Below are 19,332 nucleotides of genomic sequence, written 5' to 3'. Positions count from 1 at the left end.
TAAGTTTAACTTGAAACATAACAGTTTAAAGGTTGATTCAAAGAAATACTTAATGTTTTTTTGTTTTTAAATTGCTTAAAAATTTATCTGCAAAAACAATAATAGTATTAACCGCCAGAAATATAACGGTAATTACCACAATGTAGAGTAAACACTTTCTCATACCCAAATAGTCATAATTTAGGAAAAAGTATGGGTATTTAGGTACATTTCTAAATTCTTCCGGTGTGTTACAGGCACATCTTGTAAAAAATGCGAAAATATATACTAATGGGAAAGCAAGCCAACTGAAAATATAACTCCATTTAAATAATCCCTTGGGCTGGAATATAAGCCAGTCAAAAACAAACATAAACGGCACAATATAGTGGGCGATGATGCTTTCCACAGGCAATCCAAGAGGTGTCATAGTGTCCTGTTGCAATACTATTTTATGTTCTGAAAAATGATAAATTAAAAATGTACATGTAATGCAGGACAGTGCCATGCCCTTAAAATAAATTAAAAGAGTAGAGCGGGTATTCTTTTTTGTAAAATGTTTAATTAAAAGAACACTCATAAATACAGCACAGAAAATATTGCTCCACAATGTAAAGAAACTAAATTCGTGAACATTAACATCCCTGTCATTAATGTCAAAATGTATGGCGATTCCTGTAATTGATATGATTATAAATAAAATTCTGTAAATTAACTCAAATCTTTTTTTCATAAAACAAACACTCCTGATAATAATATTATTACCAGGAGTATGAAAAAAACATTTGTAAAATATTTCATTGTTAATTGCGTGTTTTAAAATCTCAAACACTTTTATAGATTAAAAAACATGTTTGAGTAATATATTAAAAAATCTAATATATTTAAACTATTATATTTAAATTATTATATTTAATCTAATATATTCAAATTATTATATTGTTGTAGTTTTTACGATTACAGATTTTACATAACTATAGTTTGCGTATTAACATTTGTGTATGAACAAATTAAGTTCCCAAATAAGAGAAATGCATGTAGTCTTTTCTGTTGCCCCAAAAGCCTCTTTCAAAGCCATACTTATTTAAAATTTTTACAAGCGGGCATTTTAGTGGAATTGAATATTTGCTTTTTTTAGGTTTCCAAAAAGAACCTGCTAAAATCTGACCGTTGTCAATCATATAGTTTTCATTTGAATTAATATCAAAGGCTGTGCCGATACAGTGTTCAGAGGCTGAGCCGTTTCCACGCCAGTTGTAGCAACCAATGTCGTGAATAGGAAAACGTTCTTTTGTTTTGTAAATTTCTTTAAACATTTTTTTTACAGAAGGTGCCAGTCCCTTGTTCACCGTAACATAAAAATGTCTTGTATATTTTTTGCCAACTGTTGTTCTGTCCCAAACCTTAATTCTAACTGTTTTCATATTTTTACTTGCAATTTTTGAAGTTTTGTACCAGGCAGTTTTACTGTTGCCAAACAGTCTTTGTATACGACTGTCATAAGGTTCATTTTCAAAAGAGTAGTAGTTACAGTATTTTTCATAATAGCCGGGTTCAACGCTTAGAAGCATTTTTCCGGAAACTGTTTTATAGCTGTAAACCTTGTAATAATAGGCTTTGCCGTTTTTTACTTTTTTATGAGTGTAGTGTAATTTGTTGTTACCCTTTAAGGTGGCAAGCTTTTTGTATTTGCCATTGTATTTTGTTGAATAATAAATTACATAACCGTTACCATCTGAAATTTTCTTCCAGTAAAGAGTGTTGGTCTTTGGTTTTTTTGAATATGTAGTAGTAATTTTTGCACTGTCAGTTCGAACCTGGGCATATTTTACTGTAGAAAAATTACTGTAATATTTTACATTGTCATAAGTTACATAAGCACGTATTTTATAGTAATAGGTTTTACCAACTGTAAGTTTTTTATTTGTGTAACTGTAAGGTGCCATATAGTAATCAAAAGAGGTAGTTTTTACGGTTTTTATTAATGAATAACTTCCATTTGAAGTGGTGCTTCTGTAAACTTCGTAGCCTTGTGAGTCCTTTGTCCCGTTCCAGCTAAGTGTTATGCCATGAGACTTAACGGCAGTTGCTGTTTTTAATGTTGGTACAGCAAGAGGTGTAAAAACATCTTCTACGAAAGTTGCCTCGCTTGTTTGCAAATTATCATTTTCATCGAAATATACTGTCTCGATTTTATAAAAATAATGCACGCCGGCACTGAAATTATAATCAGTATAATAAGGGAAATAGCTTTGTGACAATAACTGATAGTCGCCGTCCTTAGAAGTGGCTCTGTAAATATTAAAGTAGTAGTAATCATCATCACTAACATGCCATCGTAGTTCAACTGAGTCTGCAGTCTTATTTACATTGTCAATAACTGGCTGATAGTTTGTGGATAATGTGTCAGCAAAAACATTACCATTAAAAATAAAAGCAATATTAAATAGTAATGCGACAATGAAAAGCCCGACTAAACTATATTGTTTCTTTTTCATTTTCATATCTCCTTGTAAAATATTTTAGGCATAAACATACCCTGTCTACAAGTTTACCATAAAAGATGATTTTATAATAGAAAATAATATTTTATAACAGAAAATCATTTGAAGAAAGAAAATAAATATTGTATAATATATTGGTTAAAGTGGCTTTTTGCGTTCTGACGTTGGAAAGCTTAGACTTACTTAATGGAAAAGAGATATTATGATTTTAAAAACTAATCAATTGGACATAGATACATATTTAAAGTTAAGAGAAAAAGTAAACTGGAAGAAATTGACCAAAACTCAGGCAGAAGCAGCAATAAAGGGGAGTCTTTATACAGTAGTGGCTTATGAAGATAATGAGCCTGTAGGCATGGGAAGAATTGTAGGTGACGGGGCAGTAATCTGCTATATACAGGACCTTATAGTTGTTCCTGAATGTCAGAAAAAAGGCATGGGACATGCAATTATTACTAAGCTTATTGATTATGTAAAGGAAATAAAGTTAAGTGACACAGAGATAATGCTTGATTTAATGTGTGCAAGAGGCAGAGAAAACTTTTATAAGAAGGAAGGCTTTATTTCAAGACCTAATGATAAGTTAGGCCCGGGAATGATTATGTACATAAAATAGAATTTTGGAAGGAGTAAGATTATGAATATTTACTTAATAAGACACGGCAGACAAAACAGTACATTATGTAATGTAGATGTGGAACTTTCAAAAGAAGGTAGAGAGCAGGCAGATTTATTAGGAAAAAGACTTGCAGAAAATGATTATGGCATAGAAGCTGTTTATTCAAGTCAGCTTATTAGAGCAAAAGAGACAGCAGATATAATTAATTCTCATTTGAATAAAAAGAGAGTAATAGATGAAAGATGGCAGGAAGCAAACTTTGGCGGTATGACAGGACTTGAGAATTCTGTTATTAAAGAAAAATATCAGGATTTTCTTTCTAAGAGAGTCTTAATGGAAGAAGATTTGCCATATCCTGACGGTGGTGAAAACTGTGAAATGGTGTTTAACAGAGTAATGGAAGCACTAAAGGATTTAACAAAGGAACCATACGAAAATGTATGCGTTGTAACTCATGGTGGAGTTCTAAGAGCTTTGCTTACAGGAATTCTGGGAGCTGATTATTGTAAATGGCTTACATACGGAAGACAAATTGAAAATAGCAGTATCACTCACATTATGTATGATGAAAAAATGAAAACTTTCCATATTGAAAGATTTAATGACTTTGCACATTTGGAAGGAAAAGATTATTTAATGAGAAAGCATTTTGGAACAGGTTTTTTCAGAATGCAGAAAGATAAATAAATTTAAGACAGGGAGTTTTTTATGGCTAATAATTATGATGGAAATAGTATAGCGGTACTTGAAGGACTTGAACCGGTAAGAAAAAGACCGGGAATGTATATTGGTAGCGTAGGTACTAAAGGACTTAATCATCTTATATATGAAATAGTAGACAATTCGGTGGATGAACATTTGGCAGGGTACTGTTCTGAAATTACAGTAACTTTGGAAAAAGACGGTTCGGCTACAATTAAAGATAATGGACGAGGCATACCGGTTGACTTAAATGAGCAGACAGGTAGGCCGGCAGTGGAAGTTGTTTTTACAACCCTTCATGCAGGTGGTAAATTTGGTGATAGTAACTACAAGATTTCAGGTGGCCTCCATGGTGTAGGCTCATCAGTTGTTAATGCTTTATCACTTTGGCTGGAAGTTAATGTAAAAAGAGACGGAAAAGTTTACAACCAAAGATATGAACAGGGTAAGATTTGCTACGACTTAAAGGAAGTTGGAAAATGCAGAAAAAATGATACAGGTACAACTGTTAGCTTTTTCCCTGATGGAGAAATTTTTGAAAAAACATATTTTAAGGCAGATGCAATTAAAAGCCGTCTCCATGAAACAGCATACCTTAATCCTAATCTGACAATTATTTTTGAAAATAAAAGAGTAGGGGAAGAGGAGACAGTAACATTTTCTGAACCTGACGGAATTAAGGCTTTTATAGCTGACATGACTAAGGACAAGGAAAAAGTAACAGACATTATTTATTTTAAAGATGATATTGAGGGCATTGAACTTGAGATTGCTTTTCAGTATATAAATGAATTTACAGAAAATATTTCAGGTTTCTGTAATAACATTTACACCCAGGAAGGCGGTACACACATAACAGGTTTCAAGTCAGTTTTAACACAGACAATTAATCAGTACGCAAGAGAACTTGGTGTGTTAAAAGAGAAGGATTCAAACTTTACAGGGGCAGATGTTAGAAATGGTTTAGTGGCTGTTGTGGCATGTAAGCATCCTGATCCAAGATTTGAAGGGCAGACAAAAACAAAATTGGACAATCCTGACGCTGAAAAAGCAACAAAGAGCATCGCAGGAGAACAGCTTGTTTTATTTTTTGATAAAAATATTGAGACTTTGAAAAATGTAATTAGCTGCGCTGAAAAATCTGCAAAAATCAGAAAGTCAGAAGAGAAAGCAAAAACAAACATGCTTTCAAAAAGTAGATTTTCCATTGACAGTAATGGTAAACTTGCAAACTGCGAAAGCAGAAAACCTGAAAAATGTGAGATATTCATAGTGGAGGGAGATTCTGCGGGTGGTTCAGCCAAGACAGCAAGAGACAGAAAGACACAGGCAATTATGCCAATTCGAGGAAAAATATTAAATGTTGAAAAAGCATCAATAGATAAGGTACTGGCAAATGCAGAAATTAAAACAATGATAAATGCTTTCGGATGTGGTTTTTCAGAAGGCTATGGAAATGATTTTGACATTGAAAAATTAAAATTCCACAAAATTATTATTATGACTGATGCGGACGTTGACGGTTCTCATATTGATACATTATTACTTACATTTTTCTATAGATTTATGCCTGAATTAATTAATCACGGTCACGTATATATTGCAACACCACCTCTTTACAAGGTTGTTCCAAAAAGAGGAGAAGGTGAATATTTGTATGATGACAAGGCATTGGAAAAATACAGAAAGACTCACAAAGGTTTTACACTTCAACGTTACAAAGGTTTAGGTGAAATGGATCCTGACCAGTTATGGGAGACTACGCTTAATCCTGAAACAAGAATTTTAAAACAGGTAGAAATAGAGGACGCAAGACTTGCTTCTGATGTAACAAGTATGTTAATGGGAAGTGAAGTAGGTCCAAGAAGAGAATTTATTTATAATCATGCAAAAGACGCTGATTTAGATATTTAGGGAGATATTAATGGCAGAACAAATTATAAAAACAGAATATTCTGAGGTAATGCAGAAAAGTTATATTGATTATGCGATGAGCGTTATTTGTGCCAGAGCACTTCCGGATGCAAGAGACGGATTAAAGCCGGTACAAAGACGTGTACTTTATGCAATGGATCAGTTAGGCTTATCTCATGATAAACCACATAGAAAATCAGCCCGTATCGTAGGTGATACAATGGGTAAATATCATCCACATGGTGATAGTTCAATTTATGAAACTTTAGTAGTTTTGGCACAGCAGTTCAAAAAAGGAATGGCGTTAGTTGACGGTCATGGAAATTTTGGCTCAATTGAAGGTGACGGAGCCGCTGCAATGCGTTATACTGAAGCTAAACTACAGAAATTTACAGAAGATGTTTATTTGGCAGACTTAAATAAAGATGTTGTAGATTTCGTACCAAACTTTGATGAAACAGAAAAAGAACCACAGGTACTTCCTGTACGTGTACCAAATCTTTTGGTAAATGGTGCAGAAGGTATTGCCGTAGGTATGACAACAAATATTCCTACTCATAATTTAGGGGAAGTTGTGGATGCGGTTATTGCTTACATGGACAAGAACAGCATTACAACAGAAGAATTAATGAAGATAATTCCCGGCCCGGATTTTCCCACAGGAGGAATTGTTGCCAACAAGTCTGATTTGCCTAAAATTTATGAAACAGGTACAGGTAAAATCAAGCTTCGTGGAAAAGTAGAATTTGAAAAAGGCAAAGGCAGAGAAAAAGACAAGTTAGTTATTACTGAAATTCCATACACAATGATTGGTACAGGAATAAGCAAGTTTATTTCAGACGTAATTGACCTTGTTGAAACAAAGAAAACAAATGATATTGTTGATATTTCCAACGCATCAAATAAAGATGGTATTAGGATTGTTTTAGAGTTGAAAAAGGGAGCAGATGTTGAAAAATTAACAAACATGCTCTATAAGAAAACTAAACTTGAAGATACATTTGGAGTTAATATGTTAGCCATTGCAGAGGGTAGACCGGAAGTAATGGGCCTTAAACAGATTGTTAAATACAGTGTTGATTTTCAGTATGAACTTGCCACAAGAAAATATACAACTCTTTTAAATAAGGCTTTAGAACAGAAAGAAGTTAAGGAAGGTCTTATTAAGGCAACTAACATTATTGATTTAATAATTGAAATAATCAGAGGTTGTCAAAGCCAGAAACAGGTTAAGGACTGTCTTGTAAACGGTAATACTGAAGGCATTAAATTTAAGAATCCTGAGTCAGCTTTATTAGCAGGCAATTTATGTTTTACAGAACGTCAGGCCCAGGCAATTTTGGACTTAAGACTTGCCAAGTTAATCGGTCTTGAAATTATGGCTCTTCAAAAAGAATACGAAGAACTTGTAAACCAGATTGCTGATTACGAAGAAATTCTTAACAGTAAAAGAGCCATGACAAATGCCATCAAGAAGGATTTAAGAGCCATTAAAAAGGAATACAACAGACCACGTAGAACTCTTATTGAAGATGGAAAAGAAGCTGTGTTTGATGAAAACGCATTTGTTGAACAGGAAGTTGTATTTGTTCAGGACAAGTTCGGTTATGCCAAACTTTTAGAGCCGGCAGCATTTGATAGAAATATTGAAAGTGTTACAGCCAATAACAAATATTACTTTAACTGTATGAACACAGATACAATTTGTATTTTTACAGATAACGGCAATGTTCATCAGATTAAGGTACAGAATATTCCAACAAAGAAAGTAAGAGAAAAAGGTGTCCCAATTGACAATTTAGGCAATTACAGTAGTCAGGGGGAAAACATAATTGCATTAATGTCTTTTGATATGATTAAAGATAAGAAACTTTTATTTACAACTAAAAACGGAATGATAAAGCTTGTTGATGGTAGCGAGTTTGAGACTAACAGAAAAACAGTAGCAGCCACAAAGCTTGGAAAAGATGATGAGTTAGTATCAGTAGTCATTACAAGAGTTTCAGAGAAGGAAGTTGTGGAAGACACTGAAATGCCTATTGCATTATCAGGTGGTTCAGATGATTTTGAAATGCTTGATTATGAGCAAATGGAATTTACCAATATGGATACTGACAATCATCAGGAGAAAGAATTACAGTATACAAGAGAAATCTTAGTTTTACAGACAAACGACGGTATATTCTTAAGATTCCCAATTAAGGAAGTACCTGAATTGAAGAAGGCAACACTTGGTGTTAAGGGTATTAAACTTAATGCAGAAGACTTTGTTACACACGTATATCTTTTGGATATTGGCGATAATGAAGTTGTTGAATATAAAGGAAAACAGGTGGAACTTAGAAAACTCAAAATTGGAAAGCGCGGTACTAAAGGTGTAAAAGTTCGCAGATAATGAGACTTTGAAGAACTTGTAACTTGTTGTTATGCAAAAAAAGGATGAAATATATGAGAGCACGCAAAAAAACAGTAAAAAACACAATTATAATAATTGTTATAGTAACCATGATTGTAAACTTGTTTTTTGGAATATCTTTTGACAGCAGAGAAGTAATGGCAGCAGATTCGTTTGAGACAAGTATTAAAGGTTTTCCTGACAGTTATAAACCATATTTAAGGAAGCTTCACAAAAAATATCCTAAGTGGAAATTTGTTCCTTATAATACGGGAATCAATTTTAATACTGCAGTGGAAAATGAATTAAAAGATGACAGAAGCTTAATTGAAAAAAGTTACAGCAATTATTTAAAGTCTACAGAACCCGGAGACTATAATGCTTCTACAGGAGCTTATATAGCAAAAGACGGTAGTAGTTGGGTAACAGCCTCAAAGGTAGCCGTCCAGTATTTTATGGATCCGAGAAACTTTTTAAATGATACGCATATTTATCAGTTTGAAAAATTAGCATACGATTCAACACAGACTGCAAGTGGAGTGGAGGCAGTTTTAGAAGGCTCTTTTATGTACAAAACAAACATTGGTTATTTAACAACTGCTGGCAAATACAAGTCAACAGATGTTAAATATTCATCAAAAATTATAGAAGCTGCAAAAGGAAGTAAGGTAAGTGCTTATTATATTGCCTCAAAAATACTTCAGGAAGTTGGTTCAAAGAAGAATTCAAAATATGCAGGTATGGGAGCAAGTGGTAGTGTTAATGGAGAGTATTCTTCTAAGTACAAGGGAATTTATAATTTCTATAACATTGGGGCTTACACAAGTTCTAATCCAATAGCTAACGGACTGGCATGGGCAAGCTCTGGTAATACATATAATAGAAAGTGGAAAGCACCGGGAAAATCTATTATAGGTGGAGCAGAATATATAGGAGAAAAATACATTAATGCTGGTCAGTACACTACATACTTCCAAAGATTTAATGTAAATAAAAACTCTACATACGGTTTATACCAGCACCAGTATATGACTAATATTTACGGAGCAGCTTCAGAAGCAGCACTTGGAAGTGATGCTTATAATGAGATGGGTGTCACAAAACTTGCTTTAACTTTTGTAATTCCTGTTTACACGAATATGCCATCTACAAGTGCCAAGGTAACAATAGGTAGCAGTTCAAAACAAGGGACGGTTATCTCAACAGTTAATTTAAGACAGGGTGCAGGCACTAATACAAATACATTAACAACTTTAAGTAAGAATACAAATGTTACAATATTAGAAGGTGTAAGAACAAGTAATCTGTTTGGCTCATCTTGGTTAAGTAACCCATACTGGTATAAAGTAAAATGTGTGAAAAATAACAAGACTTACACAGGCTATATTGCAGCATCTTATTTGAATGTTCACAGTGAAAAGTCAATTTCAAAAGGTGCTAAATACAAGTTACCGGTGTCAGTTACAAAAGGTCAGAGTGTTTATTATATGAGTGACAATCCGGCAGTTGTAAAGGTTGACCAGTCAGGTTATGCTACAGCATTAAAGAAAGGCACAACAACAGTTAGAGCTTATACGGCAGCAGGCAATATGAGTGCTATGACAATAACTGTTGGACAATCCTATAAACCTTCAAAGCCTGTAGTTTCAGGTAGCTCAAAGAATTACAATTCTGTTACTGTTAAATGGAATGCTCAGAATAATATCAATGGATATTATTTATATAGAAAAAACGCAGCAGGAAAGTATGTTATAATAGCAAAGCCTAAGGGAAATGTTAACAGTTATGTGGACACAAATCTTGTATCAGGTACAGTATATAGCTACAAGGTAAAAGCCTATAGAACTGTATCAGGCAAGAAACACAAAAGTGCAAAATCAAAAGCAGTAACCATAAAACCAATACCTTCAAAGGTAAAAAAGCCAACTGTTGCTAAGCAGGGCAAAACTTTGAAAGTTACATGGAAAAAGGTAGCTGGTGCAAGTGGTTATGTTATTTACAGGTCGACAGCAGCAAAGGGACCATTTACAAGAATAGCAGTTAAATCCGCTAACAATGTAAATTGCGTTGATAAAAATGTTCAGGACAAAAAGACATATTTTTATAAGGTTGCTGCATATAGAACAGTTGGAAACAAGAAGATTTATGGAAAAAAATCAACAAAAAGGAAAATTATAAATTAAAAATAACTAGGAGGCAAAATGATTAATTTTATTGTGTGTGGTTTAGAAGGCACATTAATAGATGAAAATAATAAAACAATTTCAGAAGAAACAATTGACTTAATCGCTACACTGTTAGAAAATGATTTTAAATTTGCTGTAGCAACAGGGTTAAATTACAATCTTGTTAAACCATTATTTGGAAAAATACAGGATGATATTATTTATATTTGTAATGATGGTGGCGTGATTTTTCAGGGAGAAAAAGTAATAAGCAAGACAACAATTGACCGTCTTGTTTGTTTAGATGTACTTATTGAAATGGAAAAAGATGAATATAATAATGATATTCGTTTGGTTTTTTCAAATGAGAAAGATACAGCTATAAAAACTCATGATTACGAGTTTCTCAAATACTTAAATAACAAAGGGATTGAGCCTGAACATATTGATGACTTAAAAGAATTAAATGGAGATGTTACAAAGATTACATTATGCTCAAAAGATGGATTTGATGAAAAAAGCTTTGAGAAGATTTACAAAAGATGGTCTGCAAAAGCCAATGTATCAATTTCATCTCCTAATGAAATGTTTATAACAGGACAATATGTAACTAAAGGTATGGCAATAGCCTTAATTCAGCACTTTTATGAAATATCAGAAGAAGACACAGTTGTGTTTGGAACAGGTTTTACTGATATAGACATGTTTGAACATTGTTTTTACAGCTATGCAATGCAATGGGCAGATTCTCAGGTAAGACATGCGGCAAAACATATTACGGAAAGTGTTGATACTATTTTGGAAGATATTATGAGAATGTAAAACATAAATAGAGACTGGCAGGAAGGAAGAAAAAATGAATTTTTCAAAATTGAAAAAAATTGCAGCTACAGGAATTGCAGTTACATTAACCGCATCATTTTTAACAGGTTGCGGCATAAAAAGTGACACATTCATATTAGGAAAAATCTTTGGATTAAGCAGTGATGAAATTTTTAAAATAGATGACTTAACATGTTCTAAAAGTGAATACAAATTGATTTTTATGAACTATGTAAACAAATATAAAAAGGACTTTGGCGGAAAAGTTGACTGGAATGCAAAAGTGGACAAGGACACAACGTTAAAAGATTTCGTTATGGAAAAAGTTAAAGAAGACATGACTGTTAAGTATACAATTGCAGCCATGGCAGACTCAGAGGGTATCAAAATAGATAAAGATGACATGCGTTCAATTAATGATGTGGCAGACAAGTTTTATAATTCATTAAGTCAAAGTGAATTGGAATACACAGACGCGGATTTGGATACAGCAACAGTATTGTACAGAAATTATTATTTGGCGGACAAGGTTTACAACAGAGTTACCGAGAAGGTAGATGAGACTGTAAGTGAAGAAGATGCAAGAGTAATAAAAATACAGTACATTCGTATGTCATCAGATAATACAGCCCCTGATACAATCCAAAAGAAGTTACGTTCCATTGCTAAAAAAGTTAAAAAAGGAACTGCAAACTTCGAAAAGGAAGCAAAGCAGATAAGCGAAGATGACTCAGCTACAAAAGTTATAAAGAAAAATGAAGCTACAACAACATTGGAAAAAGAAGCCTTTAACGTTAATAAAAATCAGACCAGTGAAATTATTAATGACGGAAATGATTATTACCTGATTTACTGCGTTGATAATTATATGAAAGATGAGACAGCTAAGAACAAGGAAGATATCATCAAGAAGCAAAAAAAGGCACTATTCCAGAAAGAATATAACAGTTTCCTAAAGGACAGCAGTTATGATTTTAATACGTCAGAATGGGAAGATATTGTCCCTGAAGATATAAAAGATTTAAAATCATCAAACTTCTTTAGTTTGTATGGAGATATTTAGTCGTATAATATTAAGCTATAAAAGAACATAATACAAGGAAGATTTAGTTTACAGTATTTGTTTAGCAATTGGTGTTATATGTCTTATAATGATAAAAATAGCAAATAGAATGGAACCGTAAAATGAGGGCAGTTGATATACCATTGATTAATAAATTTAAGATGGAATTTATTGCAAGTTTGATTCATTAAAATTTATAAAAAAGAAGTTTTGTTTAACAAATAAATTTGTTAAGCAAAACTTCTTTTTTTATGGTTTTTTATTGATATTAACGATAATTATTCATTATCACTTTCATCGCTAATTTCAACAGGTTTAGCTACCTGAATTTTCTTTACAGTACCCTTTGAAAACTTAGCTAAAATCTTATCTTTGAAAGTTAAGCCAAGGAATACAAGAAGTGAAAGAAGACTGATTAAAATACCACTTCCAAGTCCCTGAGGTTTATACTTAAATGTTACTTCATGTGTACCTGAATCTACTAAGACACCAATTTGAGCACCATCACAAATAGGTGTAATTGCACTTTCTACACCGTCAACATATACGCTCCAACCTTTGTCGTAAGGAATAGAAGTATACATAATACCCTGTTCTTCTGAAGTTACTGTACCTGTAATTTTTGTATCACTGTATTCTGATACAGTGTATGGATTTGCATTTAATAATTGGTAATCATATGACCAGGCATCGTTATCAAATGCGTATGCATAACAACTACTAATTGCCTGATTATCGCTGGCTGTAATTGTGATTTTTGAGCCAGGTGTTACATTTCCTAAATGACAGATATAATTCTGGTTTGTAGAAGAAAATGTCTTTGTTGTAGTAGATGTCTGTGTACCGTTCTGGTTTTCCATAATGCTACCGTCTGTAACTGTAGCAGTTAATGTTTCTGATGATGTTACACAGAAGAAGTATACATCCATTGTTTTCTCGTCTATTGAAGGAGTAAATTTGTCGCCTTTTTCTAAACTGTATTCAGCACTAAATTTACCGACTTCAGATGATGTAAGCTGGTGGAAAATGTTCTTGCCATCATTTACAGCAGACTTAATGAAATTATTCTGTGTAGCAAATGGATTGCCTGTATTCTTTTTCCAACTAGCTTCTGTATTTAGATTCATCATAAATCCAAGTGGAAGAGTCTGATTATATTTGTATAATTTAAGTGAACTCTGTCCGTTAACAGTTTTATATGACTGCTGACTTAGTAAAGTCATATAATTTGGCAAAGTAGGATTTCCTGTTGTATATTCATATTTCACTGCAGATAAAGCAGCAGTAAGAGGAGTATGACCATAATATGAATATGCGTTAAATGATGTCTGTAATCCAATCTCATCATAATAATCCTGCATAGCTGCTGATGCTACAGAAGAGAATGTTGAAATACTGTTGTACCCAAATCTTGCACCATCATTTCTTGTTGCATGGTATTCGCCTTCTGTTCTAAAGAAGTTGTAATTGTCTTTCTTTGCATCGCTTTTGGCTACTTCGTTAAGTTTATCATAAGCTTCTGTTGCTTCATAGTAGCCGCTTCTAGAAGAAGTACTTGGAATACTTGTAACAGTCATGTTAAGAGTCAATTCACAGAATACAAGTAGAACAAGTAAATATGTGAAAAACGCTTTCATGTCACGATATTTTCTGAAACAGAAGAAGATTACAAGGTATGCACCAATAAACAAAATGCTTAAGTAAGCAATTTGTGTCATGTTTGTACTAATATCTAAATCTGTAAATAATTCTGAACTTTTGAAAATTTCTTCAAAAAGTAAAATTAAACCAACAGATACTCCTGCCGAACCGATAATGTGTACCGGCTTAAATTCCCTAATATGAGTAAATGCTTCATATCCCATAGTTACAATTAAGAAAATATATAAGAATGATTCTCTACAAGGTAAACTATTTGGAAAATGTAAACCATGCCAAATATAGTTTGGAATATTGAAACTAAAACTTAATAACATAATAACAGCAATAACTGTTTTTCCGATACGTTCTTTTTTACTAATTTTTTTGCATAACCAAAATAGTGGTATTAAAATAAACATTGCAACACCACAATAGATGTTAGGATCATGTGGGTATTTCAAATCAGCTATTGGAACACAAATAAGTGATCTAAATAGCATATACATCATTGAAAAATATTCTTCCAAAGCTTCAGGGAATGATGTGTCTGCTGACTTAGTAATAAGCATGTTAAAATACTCAGGAAGAATAATGCAAGCAGCAAGCCCACCACCTAAAACTGAATATATTGCAAAATCCTTTAAAGCTAAAAGTCTTGCTTTTAAAGCACCGATTTCACTGTCAAAATCAGATACACAAAGAAGATATACAAAATATATTACACTGTAAAGACAAAGCATAATACCAATGTAGTAGTTAGAAAAAATACCAAAGGCGAGAGCTAAACAGTACATCTTGTATCTTTTTTGTGTTACTAATCTTTCAAGACCTAATATAATAAATGGAAGAATCCACATACAGTCAAGCCACATAATATTCCAGCTAAATGCTGCAAAATATGCTGACAATGCGTAAAACATACCAAAGATTACAGTGTTAATGTTTTTTGACTTAAATCTTTTTGAAAGATAGTAAGTTGTAGCAAAGCCTGCAAGTCCCATTTTCAAAATAATTGAAAAGTTTACAAAATCAGCCATGTTTGTAGGCCAGAGAATTGTAAGTAAGTTAAATGGGCTGGATAAATAGTAGGCTGCAATTGCCACAAAGTTCATACCGGCACCAATTTCCCATGTGTAGAATAGGCTACCACCGCTTTGAAGTTTCTTTTGAAGTATTTCCAAATAAGGTGTGTACTGATGATAGCAGTCGCTTCGTAAGTACATTTCATCACCAAATGGGAAAACTCCCTTCACTGCGTAAACGACAAGCATTGATACTACCGGAATAAGAAATGCCAGTAAGTATAATCGGTTGTTGTCAAACCATGTTTTTAATGAAAAATTATGCTGTTTTTTGGATTTCATTATGAGTCCCCTTTCTGTTGTTAAAAATAAATAATATACTAAACACATAATTTAATATTATCGTAATAATCATTGCGATTAGTTTTGCTAAATATTTGTTACCGTTAATTAGCTTTTCGTTAATCAGCAGAATAATTTCAGTCATAATTAAAGTAGCAAATCTAACATAAGCAAATCGCATAAATTCTGCAAATACTTCAGTAAATCCGTGAGTTTTACTTTTAAAAACCCAGAGTTTATTAGTAGTATAAGCAAAAACAATGGCACAAATGGTAGATATTATATTAGAAATCAGTGCAGTACATCCATAGGAAGTTATTAATGAAAAAATGCCTATGTCAATAATGAAAGTACCGGCACCAAAAAAAATATAGTATACCATTTCGTAGCTTAACAAGCCTATAATTAAAGACTGTAATTTTTTGTTACTAACATGTGCCAACAAAAATTCCCTTAACCTAATTATAGTTTCTTTCATTTGTCTGTTGTCCTTTTAAATTATAAATGGTTTTCAATAGTTTAATTTGTTTATATTTTTAGACTTTTATGGGCTAGGGCAAATTAGTCCATATCCTATTTATTTTACTATAAATTGCCATTAGTGTAAATAAAAACAAACATAATAGACAAAAATGCAAAATGTATGGATATAAAAATAATATAATTGACCCAGTTTTAAAAATATTTTATAATATATAGTAATTATGGAAACGTTTCCAAGAAAGAAATAATATTACTATTCAAATTAAAAATTATAAATGTACGGAGGTTAATATAATGGAAAGAAAGTGGTGGCACAACAAAGTTGCATATCAGATTTATCCTAAGAGCTTTAATGACACAAATGGTGATGGAATTGGTGATATTAAAGGCATAATTGACAAGCTGGATTATTTAAAGGAATTAGGCATTGATATTATATGGATTTCTCCAATATATCAGTCTCCTTTTGTAGATCAGGGCTATGATATTTCGGATTATTACAGAATAGATGAAAAGTTTGGCACAATGGAAGATTTTGACACATTACTTGAAGAAGCAAAAAGCAGGGATATGCACATTGTTATGGACTTGGTTATTAATCATTGTTCAGATAAACATCAATGGTTTAAGAAGGCATTAGAGAATCCAGCAGGAAAATATGGAGATTACTTTTATTTTAGAAAAGGAAAAGACGGTAATCCGCCAAGCAACTATCGCTCATACTTTGGTGGAAGTGCCTGGGAAAAGGTTGAAGGTACGGATTTATATTATTTACATATGTTTGCAAAAGAACAGCCGGACTTAAACTGGTACAACAAAGAAGTTTTAGATGAACTTTATAAAATGATAAACTGGTGGCTTGATAAGGGTGTTTCAGGCTTTAGAATTGATGCCATTATTAACATTGCAAAAGATTTGAATTTTGAAAATCTTGAGCCTGACGGTGAAGACGGACTGGTACATGCTGGCAAGGTGGCAGAGCACGCAACAGGCATTGGTAGCATGCTTGAAAATTTAAAGAAAAATACTTTTGAAAAACACGATGCGTTTACAGTAGGTGAAGTGTTTAACATGAAAAAAGATGAACTGGGAGAATTTATCGGAGAAAACGGTCACTTCTCATCTATGTTTGATTTTTCAGCTCAGTGTTTGTCTTTTGGTGGACATGGCTGGTATGATGCACCTGATTTTACATTTAAACAATATAGAAATGCTATTTTTAATGCTCAAAAAGAAAGTGAAAATGTTGGCTTTTTGTCAAACATAATTGAAAACCATGACGAGCCAAGAGGGGCAAGCAGATATCTCCCTGAACATGCAAGAAATGCCCAAGGCACCAAAATGCTTGGGACAATTATTGTTTTGTTACGTGGAATTCCTTTCATATATCAGGGACAGGAAATAGGCATGACTAATACAAGATTTGAAGACATATCTGAATATGATGATATTAACACAATAAATGAATATAATTTGGCAATTGAAGCAGGCAAAACAAAAGAAGAGGCAATGGATATTTGTTACAAACACAGTAGGGATAATGGAAGAACTCCTATGCAGTGGTCAGATGAAAAAAATGCAGGATTTACAACAGGTACACCATGGCTTAAAGTTAATCCGCTGTATGCACAGTGTAACGTAAGGGAGCAGGAAAAAGACAATAATTCTGTTTTGAATTACTATAAGAAGTTAATAGCATTAAGAAAAAATGAAAAATATGCAGATTTATTTGTTTACGGGAAAACAACTCCGATTTTTATGGACAAAGATAATGTTTTTGCATACAAGCGTGTGTTTGAAGGTAAAGAGATACTTGTAGTTGCCAATTTTGGTCAGGAAGATATTACTTTAGAAATGGAAAAAGAATATCAGGTACTTCTCAATAATATGGAAGAATGTGAGATGGCAAATAATAAGTTAGTAATAAAAAGCACTCAGGCGTTGGTATTGAAATAAGAAACCCAAATCTTAACATTAGATAATAAAACCACATTTAAGATTATATAAAAAGAAACCCACATTTAAGATTAGAAATTAATCATTAGATGTGGGTTTTCTTTGCTTACAATCTATAAATTACAATTCATAAATTAGTAAGTTATATAAAAATTAATTATTTCTGAAGTCCGTTTTCTTTCTTCATCATAGCTCTAACCTTTAGTGGTAAGCCAAATAATGTGATGAATCCTTCAGCATCATGGTGGTCATATAAATCACCTGTTGTAAATGATGCAAGGCTTTCACTGTATAATGAATATGGAGAAGTAGTTCCGGCTTTGATGATGTTTCCTTTGTAAAGTTTGAATTTAACTTCACCTGTAACGTATTCCTGTGTTGATTCAACAAATGCCTGGATAGCTTCACGAAGTGGTGTAAACCATTTTCCTTCGTAAACAATCTGAGCTAATTTGTTGCCCATGTCTTTCTTTGTTTCCATTGTGGCACGATCAAGAACTAATTCTTCAAGCTGTCTGTGAGCTTCCATAAGAATTGTTCCACCTGGAGTTTCATAAACACCACGAGACTTCATACCAACAACACGGTTTTCAACAATATCAATAATACCAATACCATGTTTTCCACCAAGTCTGTTTAATTCACGAACAATGTCAGATACTTTCATTTTTTTACCATTAACAGATGTTGGAACACCCTTTTCAAATGTCATTGTTACATATTCACCTTCGTCAGGAGCCTTTTCTGGAGAAACACCTAACATTAAAAGATGTTCATAGTTTGGTTCGTTTGCAGGATTTTCTAATTCTAATCCTTCATGACTAATGTGCCATAAGTTTCTGTCACGGCTGTAGCTCTGGTCTGTACCAAATGGAAGATCAATTCCATGAGCCTTACAATATTCAATTTCAGCTTCTCTTGAGTCCATGTTCCATTTGTCATCTCTCCAAGGAGCGATAATCTTAATGTCAGGAGCAAGAGCCTTAATTCCAAGTTCGAAACGAATCTGGTCATTACCTTTTCCTGTAGCACCATGACAAATTGCTACAGCATCTTCTTTTCTTGCAATTTCAACTAATTTCTTAGCAATACCAGGTCTAGCCATAGCAGTACCAAGTAAATATTTATTTTCATAAACTGCATCTGCCTGTACACAAGGTACAATGTAGTCATCACAAAACTCATCTGTAATGTCTTCAATGTATAATTTTGCAGCACCTGAATATTTAGCTCTTTCTTCAAGACCATCTAATTCTTCGCCCTGTCCACAGTTGATGCAACAGCAAACAACATCATAATTATAATTTTCTTTTAGCCAAGGGATGATAGCAGTTGTATCAAGACCACCTGAATAAGCTAAAATAACTTTTTCCTTTGCCATAATATTAATCCTCCATATAATATATATTCTTTCCACGAGCTACTATACATCAATAATGCATAAAATGCAAGAAAAAATATAAATTAATGTATAATTATGCATAAAACTCAAAGAAAACTTGCATATTATACATAATAGGTGTATAATTTCTACATTGCAGTAAAATCCCTTGTGTTTTATGTAATATAATTATAAAATTAAACAGGTCCATAAATACCATATTTTATGGCTGAAAAACACTATTAACACATAATGAAATGAATAGCTTCATTATTATAAAATGAATAGGTTCAATATTATATTTCATTATTATAATAGGTTAGATTAATAGATTTGACTGCTTA

Annotated in this window: 13 protein-coding genes; 8 read left to right on the top strand and 5 right to left on the bottom strand. The window is 32.8% G+C overall.

The annotated features are described in order from the left end of the window. Positions 1 to 49 precede the first annotated feature (49 nt). Complete coding sequence (locus tag ACQY63_RS04680) at positions 50 to 712, bottom strand: Pr6Pr family membrane protein (protein WP_428244801.1); 663 nt, start codon at positions 710 to 712, stop codon at positions 50 to 52. A gap of 277 nt (positions 713 to 989) precedes the next feature. After that, positions 990 to 2,477 carry a M15 family metallopeptidase gene (locus tag ACQY63_RS04675; protein ID WP_428244800.1) on the bottom strand — a complete coding sequence of 496 codons (1,488 nt, stop codon included), beginning with the start codon at positions 2,475 to 2,477 and terminating at the stop codon, positions 990 to 992. A gap of 208 nt (positions 2,478 to 2,685) precedes the next feature. Here ACQY63_RS04675 and ACQY63_RS04670 point away from each other — a divergent pair, with 208 nt between their 5' ends. Genes ACQY63_RS04670 through ACQY63_RS04640 form a run of 7 tightly spaced genes read left to right on the top strand, consistent with a single transcriptional unit; the run spans position 2,686 to position 12,163 of the window. Further along, the gene (locus ACQY63_RS04670) at positions 2,686 to 3,099 is read left to right on the top strand and encodes a GNAT family N-acetyltransferase (protein ID WP_302689924.1); all 414 of its coding nucleotides are present in this window, start codon (positions 2,686 to 2,688) and stop codon (positions 3,097 to 3,099) included. Positions 3,100 to 3,120: 21 nt separating this feature from the next. Further along, entirely contained in the window at positions 3,121 to 3,789 is a 669-nt protein-coding gene (locus tag ACQY63_RS04665) for a histidine phosphatase family protein (RefSeq protein ID WP_022165996.1), read from the top strand. Positions 3,790 to 3,810: 21 nt separating this feature from the next. After that, positions 3,811 to 5,718 carry a DNA gyrase/topoisomerase IV subunit B gene (locus tag ACQY63_RS04660; protein ID WP_302689926.1) on the top strand — a complete coding sequence of 636 codons (1,908 nt, stop codon included), beginning with the start codon at positions 3,811 to 3,813 and terminating at the stop codon, positions 5,716 to 5,718. 10 nt (positions 5,719 to 5,728) lie between these two features. Further along, positions 5,729 to 8,113, top strand: coding sequence for a DNA gyrase/topoisomerase IV subunit A (locus tag ACQY63_RS04655; protein WP_022165999.1), 2,385 nt, complete (start codon positions 5,729 to 5,731; stop codon positions 8,111 to 8,113). Between the two features lie 53 nt (positions 8,114 to 8,166). Next, positions 8,167 to 10,296, top strand: coding sequence for an SH3 domain-containing protein (locus ACQY63_RS04650; RefSeq protein ID WP_428244799.1), 2,130 nt, complete (start codon positions 8,167 to 8,169; stop codon positions 10,294 to 10,296). A gap of 18 nt (positions 10,297 to 10,314) precedes the next feature. Continuing rightward, positions 10,315 to 11,100 carry an HAD-IIB family hydrolase gene (locus ACQY63_RS04645; RefSeq protein WP_117998856.1) on the top strand — a complete coding sequence of 262 codons (786 nt, stop codon included), beginning with the start codon at positions 10,315 to 10,317 and terminating at the stop codon, positions 11,098 to 11,100. 34 nt (positions 11,101 to 11,134) lie between these two features. After that, positions 11,135 to 12,163, top strand: coding sequence for a peptidylprolyl isomerase (locus ACQY63_RS04640; RefSeq protein WP_022164790.1), 1,029 nt, complete (start codon positions 11,135 to 11,137; stop codon positions 12,161 to 12,163). Positions 12,164 to 12,441: 278 nt separating this feature from the next. Here the strand turns inward: ACQY63_RS04640 and ACQY63_RS04635 are convergent, their stop codons facing one another. Beyond that, positions 12,442 to 15,168, bottom strand: a complete 2,727-nt coding sequence (locus tag ACQY63_RS04635) for a YfhO family protein (protein WP_022164791.1) — start codon at positions 15,166 to 15,168, stop codon at positions 12,442 to 12,444. Continuing rightward, on the bottom strand, positions 15,146 to 15,646 hold the full coding sequence (locus tag ACQY63_RS04630) for a GtrA family protein (RefSeq protein ID WP_022164792.1): 501 nt from the start codon (positions 15,644 to 15,646) through the stop codon (positions 15,146 to 15,148). Before ACQY63_RS04630 ends, ACQY63_RS04635 begins: the two co-directional genes overlap by 23 nt. Before the next feature lie 299 nt (positions 15,647 to 15,945). Between ACQY63_RS04630 and ACQY63_RS04625 the strand changes: the two genes are divergently transcribed. Further along, positions 15,946 to 17,607, top strand: coding sequence for a glycoside hydrolase family 13 protein (locus ACQY63_RS04625; RefSeq protein WP_022164793.1), 1,662 nt, complete (start codon positions 15,946 to 15,948; stop codon positions 17,605 to 17,607). Positions 17,608 to 17,764: 157 nt separating this feature from the next. Here the strand turns inward: ACQY63_RS04625 and ACQY63_RS04620 are convergent, their stop codons facing one another. After that, on the bottom strand, positions 17,765 to 18,988 hold the full coding sequence (locus tag ACQY63_RS04620; protein WP_022164794.1) for an argininosuccinate synthase: 1,224 nt from the start codon (positions 18,986 to 18,988) through the stop codon (positions 17,765 to 17,767). Between the last annotated feature and the right edge of the window lie 344 nt (positions 18,989 to 19,332).

The organism is Eubacterium sp. Marseille-QA0814, assembly GCF_965119675.1.
GTDB lineage: Bacteria > Bacillota > Clostridia > Lachnospirales > Lachnospiraceae > Eubacterium_G.
Note: the sequence above shows the minus strand (reverse complement) of the source record. Positions and strands in the feature narration are given on the sequence as shown.